General features: G+C 69.0%; 19 protein-coding genes and 1 pseudogene. 11 read left to right on the top strand and 9 right to left on the bottom strand.

Features of this window, described 5'->3' with window-relative positions; genetic code table 11:
• A pseudogene (locus H4F98_RS13365) lies at positions 1–122 on the top strand (IS3 family transposase); the annotation flags it as partial.
• Positions 123–474: 352 nt separating this feature from the next.
• Here the strand turns inward: H4F98_RS13365 and glmS are convergent.
• The gene (gene glmS, locus H4F98_RS13360) at positions 475–2307 is read right to left on the bottom strand and encodes a glutamine--fructose-6-phosphate transaminase (isomerizing) (protein WP_182688325.1); all 1833 of its coding nucleotides are present in this window, start codon (positions 2305–2307) and stop codon (positions 475–477) included.
• Between the two features lie 198 nt (positions 2308–2505).
• On the opposite strand from glmS, the gene H4F98_RS13355 reads away from it, so the two are divergent.
• The 7 genes from H4F98_RS13355 (at position 2506) to H4F98_RS13325 (ending at position 10202) form a co-directional block, all read left to right on the top strand.
• Positions 2506–3783 (top strand): efflux RND transporter periplasmic adaptor subunit, encoded by a 1278-nt coding sequence (locus tag H4F98_RS13355; RefSeq protein WP_182688324.1) that lies wholly within the window; start codon positions 2506–2508, stop codon positions 3781–3783.
• A gap of 4 nt (positions 3784–3787) precedes the next feature.
• Positions 3788–4036, top strand: a complete 249-nt coding sequence (locus H4F98_RS13350; protein ID WP_182688323.1) for a hypothetical protein — start codon at positions 3788–3790, stop codon at positions 4034–4036.
• A 93-nt stretch (positions 4037–4129) separates the two neighbouring features.
• Positions 4130–4861, top strand: coding sequence for an ABC transporter ATP-binding protein (locus H4F98_RS13345; RefSeq protein ID WP_182688322.1), 732 nt, complete (start codon positions 4130–4132; stop codon positions 4859–4861).
• Between the two features lie 10 nt (positions 4862–4871).
• Positions 4872–6197: an ABC transporter permease gene (locus H4F98_RS13340; RefSeq protein WP_182688321.1), complete on the top strand. Its 1326-nt coding sequence runs from the start codon at positions 4872–4874 to the stop codon at positions 6195–6197.
• Between the two features lie 8 nt (positions 6198–6205).
• The gene (locus tag H4F98_RS13335) at positions 6206–7423 is read left to right on the top strand and encodes an ABC transporter permease (protein WP_182688320.1); all 1218 of its coding nucleotides are present in this window, start codon (positions 6206–6208) and stop codon (positions 7421–7423) included.
• A 122-nt stretch (positions 7424–7545) separates the two neighbouring features.
• On the top strand, positions 7546–8886 hold the full coding sequence (locus tag H4F98_RS13330) for a sigma-54-dependent transcriptional regulator (protein WP_182688319.1): 1341 nt from the start codon (positions 7546–7548) through the stop codon (positions 8884–8886).
• 2 nt (positions 8887–8888) lie between these two features.
• The gene (locus H4F98_RS13325; RefSeq protein WP_182688318.1) at positions 8889–10202 is read left to right on the top strand and encodes a sensor histidine kinase; all 1314 of its coding nucleotides are present in this window, start codon (positions 8889–8891) and stop codon (positions 10200–10202) included.
• A gap of 18 nt (positions 10203–10220) precedes the next feature.
• Here H4F98_RS13325 and glmU read toward each other — a convergent pair whose 3' ends face one another.
• Positions 10221–11594, bottom strand: a complete 1374-nt coding sequence (glmU, locus tag H4F98_RS13320) for a bifunctional UDP-N-acetylglucosamine diphosphorylase/glucosamine-1-phosphate N-acetyltransferase GlmU (RefSeq protein WP_182688317.1) — start codon at positions 11592–11594, stop codon at positions 10221–10223.
• Positions 11595–11722: 128 nt separating this feature from the next.
• On the opposite strand from glmU, the gene H4F98_RS13315 reads away from it, so the two are divergent.
• Genes H4F98_RS13315 through H4F98_RS13305 form a run of 3 tightly spaced genes read left to right on the top strand, consistent with a single transcriptional unit; the run spans position 11723 to position 15100 of the window.
• Positions 11723–13735, top strand: coding sequence for a hypothetical protein (locus H4F98_RS13315; protein WP_182688316.1), 2013 nt, complete (start codon positions 11723–11725; stop codon positions 13733–13735).
• Positions 13732–14115 (top strand): GtrA family protein, encoded by a 384-nt coding sequence (locus H4F98_RS13310; protein ID WP_182688315.1) that lies wholly within the window; start codon positions 13732–13734, stop codon positions 14113–14115. Before H4F98_RS13315 ends, H4F98_RS13310 begins: the two co-directional genes overlap by 4 nt.
• A 10-nt stretch (positions 14116–14125) precedes the next feature.
• Positions 14126–15100, top strand: coding sequence for a glycosyltransferase family 2 protein (locus H4F98_RS13305; RefSeq protein ID WP_182688314.1), 975 nt, complete (start codon positions 14126–14128; stop codon positions 15098–15100).
• A 93-nt stretch (positions 15101–15193) separates the two neighbouring features.
• Here the strand turns inward: H4F98_RS13305 and H4F98_RS13300 are convergent, their stop codons facing one another.
• The 7 genes from H4F98_RS13300 to atpE all read right to left on the bottom strand — a co-directional run bounded on the left by H4F98_RS13300 (position 15194) and on the right by atpE (position 21220).
• On the bottom strand, positions 15194–15619 hold the full coding sequence (locus H4F98_RS13300) for a F0F1 ATP synthase subunit epsilon (RefSeq protein WP_182688313.1): 426 nt from the start codon (positions 15617–15619) through the stop codon (positions 15194–15196).
• 137 nt (positions 15620–15756) lie between these two features.
• Entirely contained in the window at positions 15757–17157 is a 1401-nt protein-coding gene (gene atpD, locus H4F98_RS13295; protein WP_141518641.1) for a F0F1 ATP synthase subunit beta, read from the bottom strand.
• A 67-nt stretch (positions 17158–17224) separates the two neighbouring features.
• Entirely contained in the window at positions 17225–18088 is an 864-nt protein-coding gene (atpG, locus tag H4F98_RS13290; RefSeq protein WP_182688312.1) for a F0F1 ATP synthase subunit gamma, read from the bottom strand.
• A 115-nt stretch (positions 18089–18203) separates the two neighbouring features.
• Positions 18204–19754, bottom strand: a complete 1551-nt coding sequence (gene atpA / locus H4F98_RS13285; protein ID WP_182688311.1) for a F0F1 ATP synthase subunit alpha — start codon at positions 19752–19754, stop codon at positions 18204–18206.
• A gap of 48 nt (positions 19755–19802) precedes the next feature.
• On the bottom strand, positions 19803–20330 hold the full coding sequence (locus tag H4F98_RS13280) for a F0F1 ATP synthase subunit delta (protein ID WP_182688310.1): 528 nt from the start codon (positions 20328–20330) through the stop codon (positions 19803–19805).
• A gap of 16 nt (positions 20331–20346) precedes the next feature.
• Complete coding sequence (locus H4F98_RS13275) at positions 20347–20817, bottom strand: F0F1 ATP synthase subunit B (protein ID WP_141518637.1); 471 nt, start codon at positions 20815–20817, stop codon at positions 20347–20349.
• 106 nt (positions 20818–20923) lie between these two features.
• A complete protein-coding gene (gene atpE, locus H4F98_RS13270; protein ID WP_220479217.1) occupies positions 20924–21220 on the bottom strand; it encodes a F0F1 ATP synthase subunit C in 297 nt (98 codons plus the stop codon).
• Positions 21221–21234 lie beyond the last annotated feature (14 nt).

Here is a 21234-nt window from a genome sequence, read left to right as displayed (position 1 = left end):
CTGCAAGGGCGGATGTGTTCGAATACATCGAGCGGTTCCACAATCCGAGGATGCGGCGGAGGGTCGCCAGGCAAGACCAGAAGTTCTCAGCCCTTTTACAACCGTCCGTGATTTCGGGGTAGAACCCTGCCCAGCAAGACGTCCGTTGGAGCTGACAACTGTCAGCTCGGTCCTCTTCGCCACTACTCAGCTCAAATGGCCAGACGCCGAGGAGTCTGCTTAGAGGTGGTGTGCGACTGGGCCGGAAGGCCTGCCGCGACTTCAGTTAAGTCACGGCTGCACGGAGAAGAAGAGCGGCGCACTGGAGGGGGACAAGCTGGGCCATCAAGTAGCTGTGGCCCAGCAGACAAGGCGCGCACTTCAGGATGAGACTTTATTTCCCAAGATAGAACTTTGTTCCTTGGGATACATCTTTATTTCCTGAGATGGAACATTGTTATTTCTCGACATAGTTCAGATCACCCCCGTTGGAAACTATTCCACCGTCACCGACTTGGCGAGGTTGCGCGGCTTGTCGACGTCGGTGCCGCGCGCGAGCGCGGCATGGTAGGCCAGCAGCTGCACCGGGATGGCATGGACGATGGGCGACAGCACGCCGACATGCCGCGGGGTGCGGATGACGTGGACCTGCTCGGATTCGCCGAACTGGCTGTCGAGGTCGGCGAACACGAACATCTCGCCACCGCGCGCACGCACTTCCTGGATGTTGGACTTCACCTTCTCCAGCAGGCTGTCCTTCGGCGCGATGACGACCACCGGCATCTCGGCGTCGACCAGGGCCAGCGGTCCGTGCTTGAGCTCGCCGGCCGGGTACGCCTCGGCATGGATGTAGGAGATCTCCTTGAGCTTGAGCGCCCCCTCCATCGCGATCGGGTAATGCACGCCACGGCCGAGGAAGAGCGCGTGCTGCCTGGGCGCGAAGCGCTCCGACCAGCCGACGATCTGCGGCTCCAGGTTGAGTGCGTGCTGGACGCTGCCCGGCAGCTGGCGCAGGGCGTCGAGGTGCTCGCCCTCGGCCTCGGCGGACAGCCGGCCGCGCAGCCGGGCCAGGGTCGCGGTGAGCGTGAACAAGGCCACCAGCTGGGTGGTGAAGGCCTTGGTCGAGGCCACGCCGATCTCGGCGCCGGCGCGGGTGTAATAGACCAGCCGGCTTGCGCGCGGGATGGCGCTTTCGGGCACGTTGCAGATGGACAGCGTCTTGCCGTGGCCCAGCGACTTCGCGTACTTGAGCGCCTCCATCGTGTCGAGGGTTTCGCCCGACTGCGAGATGGTGACGACGAGGTGCTTCGGGTTCGCCACCGCCGCGCGGTAGCGGTACTCGCTGGCGATCTCCACCGAGCACGGCAGGCCGGCGATGGCCTCGATCCAGTACCGCGCGGTCAGGCCGGCGTAGTAGCTGGTGCCGCAGGCGAGGATCTGCACGCCCTCGACGTCGGCCAGCACCTCCTCCGCGCCCGGCCCGAACAGCGCCGGGGTGAAGCCGCCCTCGTCGATGACCGCTTCGATGGTGTCGGCGATCGCACGCGGTTGCTCGTGGATCTCCTTCTGCATGAAGTGGCGGTAGGGACCGAGCTCCAGCGATGCGAGCGACACGTCCGAGACATGGACCTCGCGCTGCACCTCGTGCCCCTCGCCGTCGAACACGCGTACCGCGTCACGGGTGATCTCCGCCGTATCGCCCTCCTCGAGGAAGATCACCTCGCGCGTCGCCTGGATGATCGCCGAGACGTCGCTGGCGACGAAGTTCTCGCCCTGGCCCAGGCCCACCAGCAAGGGGCAGCCCATGCGCGCGGCGATCAGGCGTGCGGGTTCATGCTTGCTGACCACGGCGATGGCGTAGGCGCCCTCGAGTTCGCTGGCCGCCCGCTGCACGGCCTGCAACAGGCTCGCGCCCTGCTTGAGGTGGAAGTGGACGAGATGGGCAATGACCTCCGTGTCGGTCTGCGACTCGAAGGCGTAGCCCGCCGCCACCAGGCGCTCGCGCTGCGCGTCGTGGTTCTCGATGATGCCGTTGTGCACCACCGCCAGCTCGTTGAAGCTGACATGCGGGTGCGCGTTGGCTTCGGTCACGCCCCCGTGCGTCGCCCAACGGGTGTGGCCAATGCCCAGGCCCGCGCTCAGGCCCTCGCTCGCGGCCGCGGCTTCCATCTCGGCCACGCGGCCGGTCCGGCGCACGCGGCGAACATCCTCACCGTCGAACACGGCGATGCCGGCCGAGTCGTAGCCGCGGTATTCAAGGCGCTTGAGTCCTTCGACAAGGACGGGAACGACATCGCGATCGGCGATCGCACCAACGATTCCACACATTCAGATTCACTCCATCGACGAGGGGCAAGTCTAGCGCGCCAGACACCGGCCTGTACCGTCCGGCGGACACCCGGGACAGTGACCGGACACATTTCCTGTACGTGAAAAGGCGGAAAAATCAGCCACTTATTGTTGGCACGGTTCATGCGTGGCAAGGGGTAACGCGCAACAGGCGCCTCCCCACGGAACCGCAACCGCATGAGCATCCGCGACACCTCCGGCCAGGACCGCCAGGTCTCCTCCTCCCCCGCCAGGCAGCGTCGCCCCAGGCTGATCGCCATCGGCGTCGGCGCGGCACTGGTGCTGCTGGCCGGCTGGCTGGTGGCCGGCTGGGTCGGCGGCGGTCGCTCGGTCGACGCCTCGCGGCTGCGCATCGCCGAGGTGACCCGCGGCGACCTGGTCCGCGACATCCGCGCCGACGGCCGCGTGATCGCCGCCAACAGCCCGACCCTGTACGCGGTCGCCGCCGGCACGGTCACCCTCAAGGTGGTCGCCGGCGACGTGGTCAAGCAGGGCCAGCCGCTGGCCGAGATCGACAGCCCGGAGCTGCGCAGCCTGCTGGCGCAGGAGCAGGCCTCGCTGGCCAGCTTCGAGGCCGAGGCGAGCCGCGCGGGCCTGGATGCGCAGATCTCGCGGTCGCAGGCGCGCAAGGCGCTCGAGCAGGCCGGGATCGACCAGACCGCCGCCCGGCGCGACCTGGAGCGCAACGAGCGCGCCTTCGCCGGCGGTGCGGTGGCCCAGGTGGACGTGGCCCGGGCCCAGGACCAGCTGAAGAAGGCCGAACTGGGGCTGGCCCAGGCCCGGCGCGAGTACGCGCTGCAGGGCCAGGGCGCTGGCCTGGACACGCGCAACAAGCGCCTGCTGGCCGACCGCCAGCGCGCGGTGGTCACCGAAGTGCAGCGCCAGGTCGACGCACTCACCCTGCGTGCGCCCTTCGATGGCCAGGTCGGCCAGGTCCAGGTGGCCCAGCGCTCCAACGTCGCCGACGACGCGCCGATCCTGACCGTGGTCGACCTGACCCGCTTCGAGGTCGAGATCCGCGTGCCGGAGAGCTTCGCCCGCGACCTCGCCATCGGCATGCCGGCGCAGTTGGCCAGCGGCAGCGGCCAGCCCTTCCCCGGCGAGGTGTCGGCGGTGTCGCCGGAAGTCGTCAATGGCGAGGTCACCGCCCGCCTGCGCTTCAGCGACAAGCAGCCGCCCGGCCTGCGCCAGAACCAGCGCCTGACCGCACGCATCACCCTGGACACGCGCCAGGACGTGCTGCAGGTCGCGCGCGGCCCCTTCGTCGACCAGGGCGGCGGCCATACCGCCTACGTCATGGAGGGCAGCACCGCCGTCCGCCGCCCGGTCCGCACGGGCGTGAGCAGCCTCAACGCCGTCGAGATCCTCGAGGGCCTTCAACCCGGCGACCGCGTCGTGGTCTCCGGCGCCGACCAGTTCGGCGATGCCGAACGCATCCGCATCTCAGGAGAGTAACGCCATGAACACCCGACCCGACCCGCGCCGCGATGGGCCGTTCGACGCGAACCCGGCCTTCCCCTTCCACCTGCACTGGGACGCCGACCAGCTGGCATCCGCGGTGCCGGCCCGCCTGCAGCCCTTCGCCGGCATCGAGCACCTGCACGAACTGATGCGCGCCCCCGCCAACGGCGCGGCCCCGCGCCGCCGCAGGCTCGCGACCAGTTACCTGCCGCCGGAACCGGCGCCCCGGCTGTTCCGGGTCCGCTGACCCTCCGTCCGCCGGCGACGCTCCCTTCGCCGCGGGCATCCCCTCCCCCGAGCCCTTCCCGTCACGCCACCGCCCAACGCACTGGAGCCCGCCATGTTGCACATGCAAGCCGTCACCAAGGTCTATCGCACCGAACTCGTCGAAACCCACGCCCTGCGCTCGCTCGACCTGCACGTGCGGGAAGGCGAGTTCGTCGCGGTGACCGGTCCCTCCGGCTCGGGCAAGACGACCTTCCTCAACATCGCCGGGCTTCTGGAGACCTATACCGGCGGCGTCTACCGGCTCGACGGCGAGGATGTCAGCGGGATGTCCGACGACGCCCGCAGCCGCCTGCGCAACCGCAAGATCGGCTTCATCTTCCAGAGCTTCAACCTGATCCCCGACCTGAACCTGTTCGACAACGCCGACGTGCCGCTGCGCTATCGCGGCATGCCCGCCTCCGAGCGCCGGGAGCGCATCGAGAAGGCGCTGGGCCAGGTCGGCCTGGGCTCGCGCATGAAGCACTACCCGGCCGAGCTGTCGGGCGGCCAGCAGCAGCGCGCCGCGATCGCGCGCGCGCTCGCCGGCTCCCCGCGCCTGCTGCTGGCCGACGAACCGACCGGCAACCTGGATTCGCAGATGGCCCGCGGCGTGATGGAACTGCTGGAGGAGATCAACGCCGCCGGCACGACCATCGTGATGGTGACCCACGACCCGGAGCTGGCCGCGCGCGCGCAGCGCAACGTGCACATCGTCGACGGCATGGCGACCGACGTGTCGGTCGAACCCAGCCTGGCCCGGGTCGCCCGCAGCAGCCGCGACGAAGCCACCTCGCCCAACGCCTGAGGGGACGACCATGTTCGCCTACTACCTCGACCTCGCCTTGCGCAGCTTCCGGCGCAATTCCGTGCTGACCGCCCTGATGGTGGTCGCCATCGCGCTGGGCATCGGCGCGAGCATGACCACGCTGACGGTGTTCCACGTGCTGTCGGGCGATCCCATCCCGCAGAAGAGCGACCACCTCTTCTACGTGCAGATGGCCTCCGAGTCGATCTCCGGCTACCAGCCCGGCGACGAGCCGCAAGGCCAGATGACGCGCTTCGATGCCGAGCACCTGCTGCGCGATGCGCGCGGCGAGCGCCAGGCCATGATGAGCGGCATGAACGTGGTGGTCGAGCCCGCCGACCCCAACCTGGGGCCGATGCAGCAGAGCGGGCGCATGACCACCGCCGACTTCTTCGGCATGTTCGAGGCGCCCTTCAAGTACGGCAACGGCTGGACCCGCACCGAGGACGAGGGCCGCGCGCGCGTCATCGTGCTCACCGACGAGCTCAACGAGAAGCTCTTCGGCGGCGCCGACAGCGTGGGTCGCACCGTGCGGGTGGACCAGCATGAGTTCACCGTCACCGGCGTGCTCGAGCCCTGGTCGGTGCAGCCGATGTTCTACGACATCACCCAGGGCCGCTTCGCGGACCAGGAGGAGCTCTACGTCCCGTTCTGGACGGCGATGGACCTGAAGCTGGAGTCGAGCGGCAACATGAACTGCTGGGCGCCACCGGCCGCCCTCGAGGACGGCGAGCCCGATCCCGAGGGCAACCGGGGCGTCAACGCCTCCTGCGCGTGGCTGCAGTACTGGGTGGAGATGGATCCTTCCAAGGCCGCCGACTACCTGCAGTACCTGTCGAACTACTCCGACCAGCAGCGCGAGGCGGGACGCTTCGAGCGCCCGACGGACGTGCGCCTGCGCAACGTGATGGAGTGGCTGGACTACAACCAGGTGGTGCCCGGCGACGTGCGGCTGCAGGTGTGGCTGGCCTTCGGCTTCCTGATGGTCTGCCTGCTCAACACGGTCGGCCTGCTGCTGGCCAAGTTCCTGCGCCGCTCCAGCGAGATCGGCGTGCGGCGTGCGCTCGGCGCGTCGCGCGGGGCGATCTTCGCCCAGTGCCTGGTCGAAGCCGGCATGGTCGGGCTGGCGGGCGGCGTGCTCGGCCTGGGCCTGGCCCTGCTGGGCCTGTGGGCCGTGCGCCACCAGCCGGTCGACTATGCGCCGCTGGCCCAGCTCGACCTGTCGATGCTGCTGGCGACCTTCGTGCTGGCCGTCGCGTCCAGCGTCGTCGCCGGCCTGCTCCCCGCCTGGCGTGCCTGCCAGGTCGCCCCCGCCATCCAGCTCAAGAGCCAGTGAGGCCTGCCATGGACATCATGCCGATCCTATCCACCCTGCGTCGCCACAAGACCGCGGCCGCCCTGATCGTGCTCGAGATCGCACTGTCGTGCGCGATCATCTGCAACGCGGTGTTCCTGATCACCCAGCGCGTCGAGCGCATGGAGCGCCCCAGCGGGCTGGCCGAGAGCGAACTGGTGGTGCTGCGCTACGCCGGCATCGGCAAGGACGACAACGCGCAGGCACAGGCCCGCGAGGACCTCGCCGCGCTGCGGCAACTGCCCGGCGTCAAGGGCGCCACGCGCGTGAACCAGGTGCCCTTCGGCAACGGCTCGTGGAACAGCAGCATCAACCTGGCGCAGGACCAGCGCGACCCGACCACGGAAGCCACGGTCTACCTGGCCGAGGAGGGCTTCCTCGACACGATGGGCGTCAAGCTCGTCGAGGGTCGCTACTTCAATGCCGACGAGTATGTCGACTTCCTCAAGCTGCAGGAGCCCGGCTCGGAGGTCGAGATCCCGGCCGTGGTGATCAGCAAGGACCTGGCCGCCAAGCTGTTCCCGGGCCAGGACGCGGTCGGCAAGTCCTTCTACTCCTGGGGCGACTCGCCGATGCGGGTGGTCGGGGTGGTGGACACGCTGATCCGGCCGAACGACGAGGGCGGTGCCGCGGCGGCCTACCGGTCGATGATCTTCCCGGTGCGCTTCCCCTTCGCGCAGACGGTGATCCGTACCTCGCCCGCGCAACGCGACGAAGTGATGAAGGCGGCGATCGCGGAAATGGAACGCCTCAATCCGCGCCGCGTGCTGACCTTCAACAAGACCTTCGACGAGATGGTCGCCGACCACTACCAGGCCGACCGTTCGATGGTCTGGCTGCTGGTGTCGGTGTGCATCGCGCTGCTGGTCGTCACGGCGCTGGGCATCGTCGGCCTGGCGAGCTTCTGGGTCCAGCAGCGGACCAAGCAGATCGGCGTGCGACGGGCGCTGGGCGCGACGCGTGGGCAGGTGCTGCGCTACTTCCAGACCGAGAACCTGCTGCTGGCCACCCTCGGCATCGTGATCGGCATGATCGGCGCCTACGGCATCAACCAGTGGCTGATGAGCCACTACGAGATGGCGCGGCTGCCCGCGCTGTACCTCCCGGTGGGCGCGGTCGCGCTGTGGCTGCTGGGCCAGGTGGCCGTGTTCGGCCCGGCCCGTCGCGCAGCGGCGGTACCGCCGGCGGTCGCCACCCGCAGCGTCTAGCTGCGCGCGGCGCGGAAGGCCTCCTCCTTCCGCGCCGCCCCCATCCCGTCCCGTCCCGCGGGCGCGCTAAGCTGTCCGCCGGGACCCGCGCGTCCCCATTCCCCATCGAGCCCTGGTTGTCCATGCCCACCATCCTCGTCATCGACGACAACCCCGCCGTGGCCACTGCGCTGGACACGCTGTTCTCGCTGCACGACATCGACACGCTGGTCGCCGAATCGCCGGACGCGGGCCTGTCGATGCTGGACAGGCACGAGGTCGACCTGGTCGTGCAGGACATGAACTTCCACGCCGACACCACCTCGGGCGACGAAGGCGTCGCCCTGTTCCACGACATACGTGCCCGCCACCCGGACCTGCCGGTGATCCTGCTGACGGCGTGGACGCACCTGGAATCCGCGGTCGAACTGGTGCGCGCCGGCGCCGCCGACTACCTGGGCAAGCCCTGGGACGACCACAAGCTCCTGGCGGCGGTAAACAACCTGCTGGAACTGTCGGAGACCCGGCGCGAGCTCGCGCGCCACCAGCGCAGCGAACGTCGCCGCCGCGACGCGCTGGCCGGGTACGACCTGCGCGGCCTGGTCTACGCGGACGCCGCCAGCGAACGCGCCATCGCGCTGGCCTGCCAGGTGGCGCCGTCGGAACTGCCGGTCCTGATCACCGGGCCCAATGGCGCCGGCAAGGAAAAGTACGCCGAGATCGTGCATGCCAATTCGACGGTCGCCGACGGCCCCTTCGTCGCGCTCAATTGCGGGGCGATCCCGGGCGAGCTGATCGAGGCCGAACTGTTCGGGGCCGACGCCGGCGCCTACACCGGCGCCAGCCGCGCGCGCGAGGGCAAGTTCGAGGCGGCCGACCGCGGCACCCTGTTCCTCGACGAGATCGGCACCCTGCCGCCCGCCGGCCAGGTGAAGCTGCTGCGGGTGCTGGAGACCGGCCGCTTCGAGCGCCTGGGCAGCAACCGGGAGCGCAGCGTGAAGGTGCGCGTGGTCAGCGCGACCAATGCCGACCTGCCGGCGATGATCCGTGAAGGCCGCTTCCGCGAGGACCTCTACTACCGCCTCAATGCGATCGAGGTGAAGGTACCGCCGCTGGCCGAACGCGGCGACGACATCCTGCCACTGGCGCGCCATTTCCTGCCCGCCGGCAAGTCGCTCACCGCCGACGCCGAACGCGCCCTGCTCGCTCACGCCTGGCCGGGCAACGTGCGCGAGCTGCGCAACACCCTCCAGCGCGGCGCGCTGCTCGCGCGCAGCGAGGCCATCGGCGTCGACGACCTCGGCCTGCGCGCCCCGGATCGCCCGCCGCCGACGGCGATCGGCGGCGACGAGCCCGACCGCGCGGCGATCGAGGCCGCGCTCGAGCGCAACGGCGGCGTGATGGCGCAGGCGGCCAACGACCTCGGGCTGTCCCGGCAGGCCCTGTACCGCAGGCTCGACCGACTCGGGATCAAGCGGGACTGACCATGCTCGACTGGCGCCGGCTGCCCCTGAGCCTGACCTACAGCGTGATCGCGCTGGCCTACATGCTGCTCGCGGCGGCGCTGGCCGCGTGGCTGTCCACGTTCCTCCCGCATCGCTGGATGGCCGTGCTGCTCGCCTGCGCGCTGCTCGCACCCCTGCTCGGCTACCACGTGCGGCGGGCGTTCGCGCCCATGCATTCGCTGTTCCGCGCGCTCAGCGGCACGGTCGCCAGCTATCGCGACGGCGATTACAGCTTCGGCCTCAACTGGCGGGGCAAGGGCGAGCTGGCGCGCCTGGTCGAAAGCCACAACCGCCTGGGCGATACCCTGCGCGAGCAGCGCAACGCCCTCATCCAGCGCGAGCTGCTGCTCGACACGATGGTGCAGAACACACCGGTCGCGATGGTGCTGGTGGACCCGGCCCGACGCATCGTCCACGGCAACCTGGCCGCGCGCAAGATGCTCGGCGAGGGCCGGCGCCTGGAGGGCCACGCCTTCGACGAGGTCGTGGCGTCCGCGCCCGACGCGATGCGCGAGGCCTTCGATCGCGGCGCCGACGGCATGTTCACCGTCGGCGACGAGGACAACGAGGACATCTACCACCTCTCGCGCCGCCAGTTCCGCCTCAACGGGCGCCGTCACGAACTGGTGATGCTGCGCCTGCTGACGGCCGAGCTGCGCCGCCAGGAAGTGCAGACCTGGAAGAAGGTGATCCGGGTCATCAGCCACGAGCTGAACAATTCGCTGGCGCCGATCGCTTCGCTGGCCCATTCCAGTGCCGAACTGTTGCGGCGCGGCCAGCACGAGCGCCTGCCCAACGCACTGGCGACCATCGAGGACCGCGCCCGCCACCTGGAAGGCTTCATCCGCGACTATGCGCGGTTCGCCAAGTTGCCTGCGCCGCGCATGCAGGCGGTGGAGTGGTCGCGCTTCGTCGCCCAGTTGCGCGACCAGGTCGAGTTCGTCGCCGAAGGCGTGCCCGAGGGTGCGATCGTCCGGTTCGATGCCGCCCAGGTCGAACAGTGCCTGATCAACCTGCTCAAGAACGCCCACGAATCGGGCTCGCCACCGGGGGAGGTGAAGCTGTCGCTCCGGCGCCTGCCGAACGACTGGCGGATCGACATCCTCGACCGCGGCAGCGGGATGAACGAGGCGGTCCTGGCGAATGCCCTGCTGCCCTTCTATTCGACCAAGCGCAACGGCACCGGCCTGGGCCTGGCACTCGCGCGCGAGATCGCCGAGGCCCATGGCGGCCGGATCGCCCTGCTCAACCGCGAGGCCGGCGGCCTGTGCGTGAGCATGGTGCTGCCCGGCTGAGGCACGCGGCGCACCGGGTCAGTCCCTGGGCTTCTTCTCCGGGCGGCGCCAGCCTTCGATGGTGGTCTGGCGCGAACGCGCCACGGTGAGCTGCCCCGCCGGCGCCGTCCGCGTCACCACCGAGCCGGCGGCGATCGTGGCCTGCTCGCCGATCTCCACCGGCGCCACCAGCGAACTGTTGGAACCGATGAAGGCGCCGTCGCCGATGCGCGTCTTGGACTTGTTCACGCCATCGTAGTTGCAGGTGATCGTGCCGGCGCCGATGTTGACGCCGGCGCCCACCGTCGCGTCGCCCAGGTAGGTGAGGTGGTTGGCCTTGCTGCCCACGCCCAGGGTGGTGTTCTTGGTCTCGACGAAGTTGCCCACGCGCGCGCCGTCGGCGAGCACGGTACCAGGACGCAGGCGCGCGTACGGACCGATCGCCGCGGCGCCCTCGACGACCGCGCCATCGAGGTCGCAATGCGCGTGGACCACGGTCCCGGCGCCGAGTCGCACGTCCTTGAGCCGGCAGAACGGGCCGACCACCACGCCGTCGCCCAGCTCCACCCGACCCTCGAAGACCACGTCGACGTCGATCTCCACGTCGTGGCCCACTTCGACGCGGCCGCGGATGTCGCAGCGCGAGGGGTCGGCCAGGCGGGCGCCCTGCACGCACAGCGCGCGCGCGGCGCGCAGCTGGAACGCGCGCTCGAGCTGCGACAGCTGCCAGGGGTCGTTCGCGCCCTCGACCTCCACCGGCGCATCCACGTGGACCATCTCCGCGGCATTGAACTCGCTGGCCGCCGCGGTGAAGACGTCGGTCAGGTAGTACTCGCCCTGGGCATTGTCGTTGCCAAGGTGTTCGAGCCAGCGGCGCAGGGGTTCGCCGTCGGCCACGAGGATGCCGGTGTTGACCGTGCGTATCTCGCGTTCCTCCTCGCTCGCATCCTTGTGCTCGACGATGCGGCCGACGTTGCCCTCGGCGTCGCGGACGATGCGCCCGTAGCCGGTCGGGTTGTCCAGGTCGGCGACCAGCACCGCGAGCCGCCCCGGCGCCTCGAGCAGGCGCCGCAGGGTCGCGGCCTCGATCAGGGGAACGTCGCCATACAGCACCAGCACGCGTGCATCGGTGGGCACGCCGGGCATGGCCTGCTGCACGGCATGCCCGGTACCCAGGCGTTCGGCCTGCTCCGCCCATTGCAGGTCCGCCTGTCCGGCGAAGGCATCGCGGACCTGGTCGCCACCGTGGCCGTGGACGACATGGATGCCGGCGGGCGAAAGCGCGCGCGCGGTGTCGATGACGTGGCCGAGCATCGGCTTGCCGGCGATCTTCTGCAGCACCTTCGGTACCGCGGACTTCATGCGCTTGCCCTCGCCGGCGGCGAGGATGACGACGTGCAGGGGTGTGGACATGGCGGGCTTCGTGGATGCGTGTGCCGGGATTCTAGCCCGGGGCGCCGTCGCGGGTCGCCCCGCCCCCGGCGTCCGTGGGCATGCCGGAGGCCACTGATAAGATGGCGCACCCCGGATACGCGATGCCCATGACTGTCGATCGAACGCCAAGCGCACGGATGGACTTCGCGATCGCGACGGCGGGCGTTCTGCTGTGCGCAGTGGGCTTCGCGCTCAACCGCATGTGGAGCGAACTGCCCTGGGAGCGACTGGCGCTGTCGCTGTGCCTGGCTGCGCTGGCGGGCCTCCTTGCCTGGCCGGTCCGTCGCCTGTTGCGATGGTCCTGGGCCGCCGCACTGGCCATGGCGTGGTCGGTGGCGCTGGCGCTGTTCGTCGGCGTGCTCCCGTTGCTCGCGGTGGTGCTCATGGCTGCCGCGGCGCTCGCGATCGGCAGCTGGCGACTGCCCGAGGACGTGCCCGCGCGCACGGCCGTGGCCACCGCCATCGGACTGGTGGTGATCGGCGGGCTGAATGGTTGGCTGCTGTCCTGGCCGGTCCAGGTCGCGCCGCTCTGGTACCTGGTGTTGCTGGGCGTCGTGGTGCTGCGGCGGAACGCGCTGCACGCTTCGCTGGCCGGGATCCGGGGCGACATCGGCGCTGCGATCGCGGGCGCGCCGCGCTGGGCCGCGTTCGCGGTCACCCTGGCCGGGCTTGCCTCCACCGCCTGCTGGTTGCCGACCATGCAGGTCGACGATCTTGCTTACCACCTGGGCCTGCCCAGCCAGTTGCTGCTCCACGGCCGCTATGCGCCCGACCCGTCCCACCAGATCTGGGCGTTCGCACCCTGGCTGGGCGACAACCTGCAGGGCATCGCCGCGGTGTTGGCGCGACAGCACGCGCGCGGCGCGGTGAACGCACTGTGGCTGCTGCTCGCGTTCACCCTCGCCGGCGCGCTGGCGCGCCGCCTTGGCGGCGACGACAGCGGGCGCTGGACCGCCGTGGCCCTGGTCGCCAGCTTCCCGCCGCTGGTATGGATGGCGGCCGGCATGCAGACCGAGCTCGCGGCCACGGCGCTGCTGTTTGCCCTGTTGGCGACCGTCCTGTCGGGATCGCGGCACTGGGTGCTGCCCGCGGCCGTGCTGTTCGCCGGACTGCTGGGCCTCAAGACCATGCATGCGCTGTCGGCCCTGCCTCTGCTGGCATGCGGCGCGTGGCGGCACCGCGGCGACCTGGCCTGGCGCCGGCTGCCCGTGGCCCTGGGCGCCTGCCTGCTGTTGGGGGGTTCCAGTTTCGTCCTCGCCTGGTGGCATACCGGCAACCCGGTGATGCCGCTGTTCAACGACATCTTCCAGTCGCCCTTCTACCCGCCGGAGGCCTACCTCGACGCGCGCTGGTTCAGCGGGTTCAGCGCACGCCTGCCATGGACGATGACCTTCGACACGCCGCGCTACGTGGAAGCGTTCCGCGGCGGCATCGGTTTCTCGATGCTGGCCCTGTCGGGGGTCTGGCTGCTCGCGCTGTTGCGTCCGGCCCATCGGGCCATCGCGATCACGACCACCGTGGTGGCGGTACTTCCGCTGGTGCCCATGCAGTACGTCCGCTACACCTACCCCGGCCTGCTCCTGCTCGCCGTGGTCCTGGTGCCCCGCGGCCGCCTGGCGCTGGGTCCGCACGGCTCGGCCTGGGTGTTCGCGGGCCTGTGCATGTTGAACCTCGCCTTCCAGGCCAACGCCGGGTGGCTGCATCATTCCGCCGCGCTCAAGCGCACGATCCGGACGCTGGGCGACGAAACACGGATATTCCCCTACTACGTCCCCGAGCGCCTGCTCCTGCGGGCGATACCGGCCGACGACGATGGCATCGTCCTGAGCACCGTGCCGGACCGCAACTACACCGCCGAGCTGGGTGGGCGCGGTCGCGGCGTGCTCGAACACGACCCAACCCTGAACGCGGCTCGCGCCGCGGCGGAGGGTGATGTATCCGGCGCGGGTTGGCGCGCCCTGTTCGGCCTCAGCGGCGCCCGCTGGGTGCTGGTGGTGCCCCACCGGGCGAGCCCCGCCCTGCAGCGGGCGCTGGCCGACAGCGGCGCAAGGCGGGTGGACGCCATCGGCGACGCGGAGCTCTGGCGCCTGCCCGACGACACGGAGGGATCCACGCGATGAGCCTCGCCCGGCAAGGCATGTACTTCATCCTGGTGGGCCTGTTGCAGGTCCTGGTCGACTGGGGGGTCTTCGTGGGCCTCACGAGTCTCGGCGTGCCGGCCGTACCGGCCAACCTGGGCGGTCGCATCAGCGGCGCCTGCCTGGGCTTCTGGCTCAACGGCAGGATCACGTTCGCCGACGCCGGCAAGCCCCGCCTGGGCGGGCCCCGCCTGGCCCGTTTCCTCGCGGTCTGGGTGGTGCTGACGGCACTGAGCACGGCCGCCATGGCCTGGATCGCCGACGGCCCGGGGCTGGGCTGGGCCTGGCTGGCCAAGCCCCTGGTCGAGGCAGCGCTGGCGCTCACCAGCTTCATGTTCGCCCGCCACTGGATCTACCGCTGAGACCCTGGCCATGACCGCCCCGCACATCGCCGTGGTCATCCCGTGCTATCGCGTCGGCGATGCCCTCCTGCCGCTGCTGGCGCGGATCGGGCCGGAGGTGGGAAGCATCCATGTCATCGACGACGCCTGCCCGGACGGCAGCGTCGCGCGGGCCCTGACCGGCACGCGCGACCTACGCGTGCGCGTGCACGTGCACGACCGCAACCGGGGCGTGGGCGCCGCGGTCCTGACCGGCTACCGCGCCGCGCTCGAGGCAGGTGCCGACATCATCGTCAAGCTCGACGGCGACGGCCAGATGGACCCCGCGCTCGTGCCTGCACTGATCCGACCCATACGCGACGGCCGGGCCGACTACTGCAAGGGCAATCGCTTCCACCGGCTCGGCGACCTGCGCGGCATGCCGCCCATGCGCCTGCTGGGCAACGCCTGCCTGTCCTTCCTGACCAAGGCGTCCAGCGGCTACTGGCAACTGTTCGATCCCACGAATGGTTTCACCGCGATCCATGCCGCGGTACTCGCGCAGCTCGATACCGGCAGGTTGGCCAGCCGCTACTTCTTCGAGTCCGACCTGTTGCACCATCTCAATGCGCTGCGCGCGGTCGTGGCCGAGATGCCGATGCCCGCCCGCTACGGCGACGAGGTTTCGAGCCTTCGGCCCATGCGCATGGTATGGCCATTCCTGGCAGGCAACCTGCGCAACCTGATGCGCCGGATCGGGCATACCTACTTCCTGCGCGGGTTCTCGATCGCGTCCGTCGAACTGCTGCTGGCCGTGCCCTTGCTGGGCTTCGGACTGGGTTTCGGGTCCTGGCAGTGGCTGGCGTCCATCCGAAGCGGCGAGCCCGCCAGCGCCGGCACGGTCATGCTGGCGGCCCTGCCATTCATCCTCGGCATGCAGTTGCTGCTGTCCTGGCTGAACTTCGACGTGGCGGCCGAGCCCCACCAGCCGATCCACCCGATGCTGCCGGGGCATCCCCCGGACTGAAGGCGCGCCAGGGCGAACGCCTGCAGGTGCCCGGAAAACGAAAAACGCCGGCGAAGGCCGGCGTTCTCGGATCATCCGGGATGTCCCGGCCGATCAATGCTTCATGTTGCGACGCAGGCGCTCGAGGGCCTGCAGCTGCGCCATGGCCTCGGCCAGCCTGGCCTGCGCCTCGGCGATCTCCATCTGCTCGCCGCGATTGGCCAGGATGCGCTCGGCCTCGTCCTTCGCGGCCCGCACCGCGGCCTCGTCGATGTCCTCGGCGCGCACGGCGGTATCGGCCAGCACCGTCACCACCTGCGGCTGCACCTCGAGGATGCCGCCGGAGATCGCGAAATCGAGCTGCTCGCCGCCGGGCAGGGTCACCACGACCTTGCCGGGCTTGAGCCGGGTGATCAGCGGGGCGTGCTTCGGCGCGATGCCGAGCTCGCCCATCTCGCCGGTGGCGACGACCAGCTCGGCCTCGCCGTGGAAGATCTCGTTCTCGGCACTGACGATGTCGCAGCGGATGGTGGTTGCCATGGGTCTCTCTCGCTATGCTCGTTTGACGTGATGGGTGATTCGCGATTCGTGACTGGTCGGGAGCGAACTCCAGCCACCACTTCATTCACGAACTTGCCGCTTTTCGAATCACCAATCACCCATCACCAATCACGGCCTCAGCCAGTGATCTTCTGGCCCTTCTCGACCGCTTCGTCGATCGTGCCGACCATGTAGAACGCCTGCTCGGGCAGGTGGTCGTACTCGCCTTCGACGATGCCCTTGAAGCCGCGGATGGTGTCCTTCAGCGACACGTACTTGCCCGGCGAACCGGTGAAGACCTCGGCCACGTGGAAGGGCTGGGAGAAGAAGCGCTCGATCTTTCGCGCGCGGGACACGGCCTGCTTGTCCTCTTCCGACAGCTCGTCCATGCCCAGGATCGCGATGATGTCCTTGAGCTCCTTGTACTTCTGCAGCGTCGCCTGGACCTTGCGGGCGACGTCGTAATGCTCGTTGCCGATGACGTTCGGGTCCAGCTGGCGGCTGGTCGAGTCCAGCGGGTCGACCGCGGGGTAGATGCCCAGCGAGGCGATGTTTCGCGACAGCACGACGGTGGCGTCGAGGTGGGCGAAGGTGGTCGCCGGCGACGGGTCGGTCAGGTCGTCCGCGGGGACGTACACGGCCTGGATCGAGGTGATCGAGCCGGTCTTGGTCGAGGTGATGCGCTCCTGCAGGACGCCCATTTCCTCGGCCAGGGTCGGCTGGTAGCCCACCGCGGACGGCATGCGGCCCAGCAGTGCCGAAACCTCGGTGCCGGCCAGGGTGTAGCGGTAGATGTTGTCCACGAACAGCAGCACGTCCTTGCCCTTGCCCGAAGCGTCCTTCTCGTCGCGGAAGTACTCGGCCATGGTCAGGCCGGTCAGGGCCACGCGCAGGCGGTTGCCCGGCGGCTCGTTCATCTGGCCGTAGACCATCGCCACCTTGTCGAGGACGTTGGAGTCCTTCATCTCGTGGTAGAAGTCGTTGCCTTCGCGGGTACGCTCGCCCACGCCGGCGAACACCGACAGGCCGGAGTGCGCCTTGGCGATGTTGTTGATCAGTTCCATCATGTTGACGGTCTTGCCGACGCCGGCGCCGCCGAACAGGCCGACCTTGCCGCCCTTCGCGAAGGGGCACATCAGGTCGATGACCTTGATGCCGGTCTCGAGCAGGTCGTTGGCCGAGGACTGCTCCTCGTAGGTCGGGGCCGAGCGGTGGATTTCCCATTCGGCGCTCGCCTCGACGGGACCGGCCTCGTCGATCGGGCGGCCGAGCACGTCCATGATGCGACCCAGGGTGCCGGCACCCACCGGGACCGAGATGGCCTTTCCGGTGTTGGTGGCGACCAGGTTGCGCTTCAGGCCGTCGGTCGAACCCAGGGCGATGGTGCGCACCACACCGTCGCCGAGCTGCTGCTGGACTTCCAGCGTGATTTCGGTGTTGTCGACCTTCAGTGCGTCGTACACCTTCGGCACTTCGGCGCGCGGGAACTCGACGTCGACGACGGCACCGATGATCTGAACGATCTTGCCCTGGCTCATGGTTGTTTCCTCGTAACTTTAAGCTTGCGTGCGGTCGCGACCTGCGCCCGCGGGAATGGGTTGTGGGTCAGACCGCGGCGGCGCCGCTGACGATTTCCGAGATTTCCTGGGTGATCGCCGCCTGGCGCGCCTTGTTGTAGACCAGCTGCAGGGTGTCGATCATCTTGCTGGCGTTGTCGGAGGCGGCCTTCATGGCGACCATGCGCGCGGCATGCTCGGACGCGACGTTCTCCAGCACCGCCTGGTAGACCAGCGACTCGACGTAGCGGGTCAGCACGCGGTCGAGCACGTCGGCCGCGTCCGGCTCGTAGATATAGTCCCAGTCGTGGCGGGCGACCTGTGCCTCCGGCTTCGGCAGCGGCAGCAGCTGGTCGAAGGTGGCGCGCTGGGTCATGGTGTTGATGAAGTCGTTGTAGCAGACGAAGACCCGGTCCAGGCTGCCTTCGCTGTAGCCGTCCAGCATCACCTTGACCACGCCCACGAGCTGCTCGAGCTTCGGCTGGTCGCCCAGGTGGGTGACCGAACCGATCATGTTGACTTTCAGGCGGCGGAAGTAGACCGAGGCCTTCTGGCCGATGGTCACCACGTCGACCTCGACGCCCTTGTCCTGCCAGCCGCGGAACTCCGCCAGCAGCTTGCGGAACATGTTGTTGTTCAGGCCGCCGGCCAGGCCGCGGTCCGAGGACACGACCAGGTAACCGACCCGCTTGACCTCGGCGCGCTCCTCGAGGAACGGATGCTGGTAATCGGTGTTCGCCTGCGCGAGGTGGCCGATCACCTGCTTCATGACACGGGCATACGGACGCGACGCCCGCATCCGGTCCTGCGCCTTGCGGATCTTGGAGGCCGAGACCATTTCGAGCGCGCGCGTCACCTTGCGGGTGTTCTGCACGCTCTTGATCTTGGATTTGATTTCGCGTCCGCCTGCCATGTATTCGCTCGCTACGCTCGCCGTGATTCGTGGTGGGTCATTCGTGATCCGTGTCGTGATTCGCCTGGCGGTTGCCGTCACGAATCACGGATCACGGATCACCAATTACATCGACTCAGTAAGAGCCGGTGGTCTTGAACTCTTCGATGCCCTTCTTGAACGCCGCTTCGATCTCGTCGTTCCAGGCGCCGCTGGCGTTGACCTTGTCGACCAGCTCGCCCTGGGTGTTGGTGAAGTGGGCGTGCATGCCGTCCTCGAAGGCGCCGATGCGGTTGACCGGCACGTCGTCGAGGTAGCCCTCGTTGACGGCGTAGATCGAAAGCGCCTGCATGGCGATCGACATCGGCGCGTACTGCTTCTGCTTCATCAGCTCGGTGACGCGCTGGCCGCGCTCGAGCTGCTTGCGGGTGGCTTCGTCCAGGTCCGAGGCGAACTGCGCGAACGCTGCCAGCTCGCGGTACTGGGCGAGCGAGATGCGGATGCCGCCCGAGAGCTTCTTGATGATCTTGGTCTGGGCCGCGCCACCGACGCGCGAGACCGAGATGCCGGCGTTCACGGCCGGGCGGATGCCGGCGTTGAAGAGGTCGGTCTCGAGGAAGATCTGGCCGTCGGTGATCGAGATCACGTTGGTCGGAACGAACGCCGAGACGTCGCCGGCCTGGGTCTCGATGATCGGCAGCGCGGTCAACGAACCGGTCTGGCCCTTGACCTCGCCCTGGGTGAACTGCTCGACGTAATCCTCGGACACGCGCGCGGCGCGCTCCAGCAGGCGGCTGTGCAGGTAGAACACGTCGCCCGGGTAGGCCTCGCGGCCCGGCGGACGCTTGAGCAGCAGCGAGATCTGGCGGTAGGCGACGGCCTGCTTGGACAGGTCGTCGTACACGATCAGGGCGTCTTCGCCGCGATCCATGAAGAACTCGCCCATGGTGCAGCCGGAGTAGGCCGAGATGTACTGCATGGCAGCCGACTCGGAGGCGGTCGCGGCGACCACGATGGTGTGCGCCAGGGCGCCGTTCTCTTCCAGCTTGCGCACGACGTTGGCGACCGAGCTGGCCTTCTGGCCGATCGCGACGTAAATGCACTTGATGCCGGTACCCTTCTGGTTGATGATCGCGTCGATCGCCAGGGCGGTCTTGCCGGTCTGGCGGTCGCCGATCACCAGCTCGCGCTGGCCACGGCCGATCGGGATCATCGAGTCGACCGACTTGTAACCGGTCTGCACCGGCTGGTCGACCGACTTGCGCCAGATCACGCCCGGCGCGACGCGCTCGACCGGCGCGGTCTGCGCGGCGGCGATCGGGCCCTTGCCGTCGATCGGCTCGCCCAGCGCGTTCACCACGCGGCCGAGCAGTTCGCGGCCGACCGGCACTTCGAGGATGCGGCCGGTGGTCTTGGCGACGTCGCCTTCGCGCAGGTGCTCGTAGTCACCCAGCACCACGGCGCCGACCGAGTCGCGCTCGAGGTTCAGCGCCAGGGCGAACGTGTTCTGCGGCAGTTCGATCATTTCGCCCTGCATGACGTCGGCCAGACCGTAGATGCGCACGATGCCGTCGGACACCGAGGTGACGGTGCCTTCGTTGCGCGCCTCGGCGGTCAGCTTGACCTGGTCGATGCGGGTCTTGATCAGTTCGCTGATTTCGGACGGGTTGAGCTGGGTGGTTGCCATGGGTGGTTCCCTTGATCCGGCCGCAGCCGGGTGTGCATTTGAATTCGTTTACTGCGCGAGCGAAGTCTGCAGGCGCGCGAGCTTGCCTTTGAGCGAGCCGTCGATCACCACGTCGCCGGTATCGATCACCGCGCCGCCGAGCAGCGAGGCGTCGACCGCCGTGCTGATCTCGACTTCGCGGCCGAAGCGCTTCTTGAGCGCCGCCTTGATCGACTCCAGTTCCGCCGCCGGCAGTTCGCTGGCGGCGGTGACCTTGGCCTTGACCACGCGATCGGCTTCGGCGCGAAGCTCCTCGTACAGGCCGGCGATCTCCGGCAGCAGCACGACGCGGCGGTTGTCGACCAGCAGGCCCAGGAAGCGGGTGAACGCTTCGTCCGCCTGCGCGGGCGCGAGCAGGCCGACCGCGTCGGCTTCGCCGAGCTGCGGGTGGCCCAGCAGGGCATGGGCCTGCGGGTTGGCGGCCACCTGCGCGGCGAACGCCAGCGCCTGCGACCAGTCGGCGGTACGCCCGGTGTCCCGCGCCAGCGCGAAAGCCGCGCGGGCATAGGGTCGGGCGAGGGTCAGGGCCTGGGTCATCGCTCAGCCTTCCCGATCAGATTTCGGCGGCGAGTTCGTCGAGCAGCGCCTTGTGGGCGCTGGCGTCGATCTCGCGGCGGATCAGTTTCTCGGCACCGCTGACGGCCAGCACGGACACCTGCCTGCGCAGGTCCTCGCGGGCACGGTTGGTGGCAGCGGCGATCTCGTCCTCGGCCAGCGCCTTCTGGCGCGCGGCCTCGGCGATGGCGTCGTTCTTGGCCTGGTCGATGATCTGGTTGGCGCGCTGGTGCGCCTGCTCGATGATCTCGTTGGCCTTGGTCCGGGCCGTACGCAGCTCGGCGTCGACCTTTTCCTGGGCCTGGGCCAGGTGCTGCTGGCTCAGGTCCGCGGCAGCGAGGCCCTCGGCGATCTTCTTCTGGCGCTCCTCGATGGCACTGAGCAGCGGCGGCCAGATCTTGGTCGCGATGATCCAGATCAAGGCGGCGAACGCCAGGGCCTGGGCAAATAGGGTCAGGTTGATGCTCATACGTAAGGCTCTGCCAGATGGTGACGGGCCATCGACACGCGGGGTGTCGACCCTTCATCCCCACGGCAGGTGGCCTGGGCCACCCGCCGCGACGCGCAACCGGTGATTAGCCGGCGACCTTTGCGGCTTCGGCCAGCAGCGCGGAAGCCATCGGGTTCGCGAAGGCCAGCAGCAGGCCGACGGCGACGCTGATGATGAACGCGGCGTCGATCAGGCCGGCGGTGATGAACATGCGGACCTGCAGGACCGGGATCAGCTCCGGCTGGCGCGCGGCCGACTCGAGGAACTTGCCGGCCATGATCGCCAGGCCAAGACCCGCACCCAGGGCGGCCAGGCCGATCATGATGCCGACGGCCAGCGCGGTGGACGACTGGACCTGGGCGAGGTGGGCAAGAATTTCCATGGTTATCTCCGAAC

This window comes from Marilutibacter spongiae, from assembly GCF_014145325.1.
In the GTDB taxonomy this organism is placed as follows: domain Bacteria; phylum Pseudomonadota; class Gammaproteobacteria; order Xanthomonadales; family Xanthomonadaceae; genus Marilutibacter; species Marilutibacter spongiae.
Note: the sequence above shows the minus strand (reverse complement) of the source record. Positions and strands in the feature narration are given on the sequence as shown.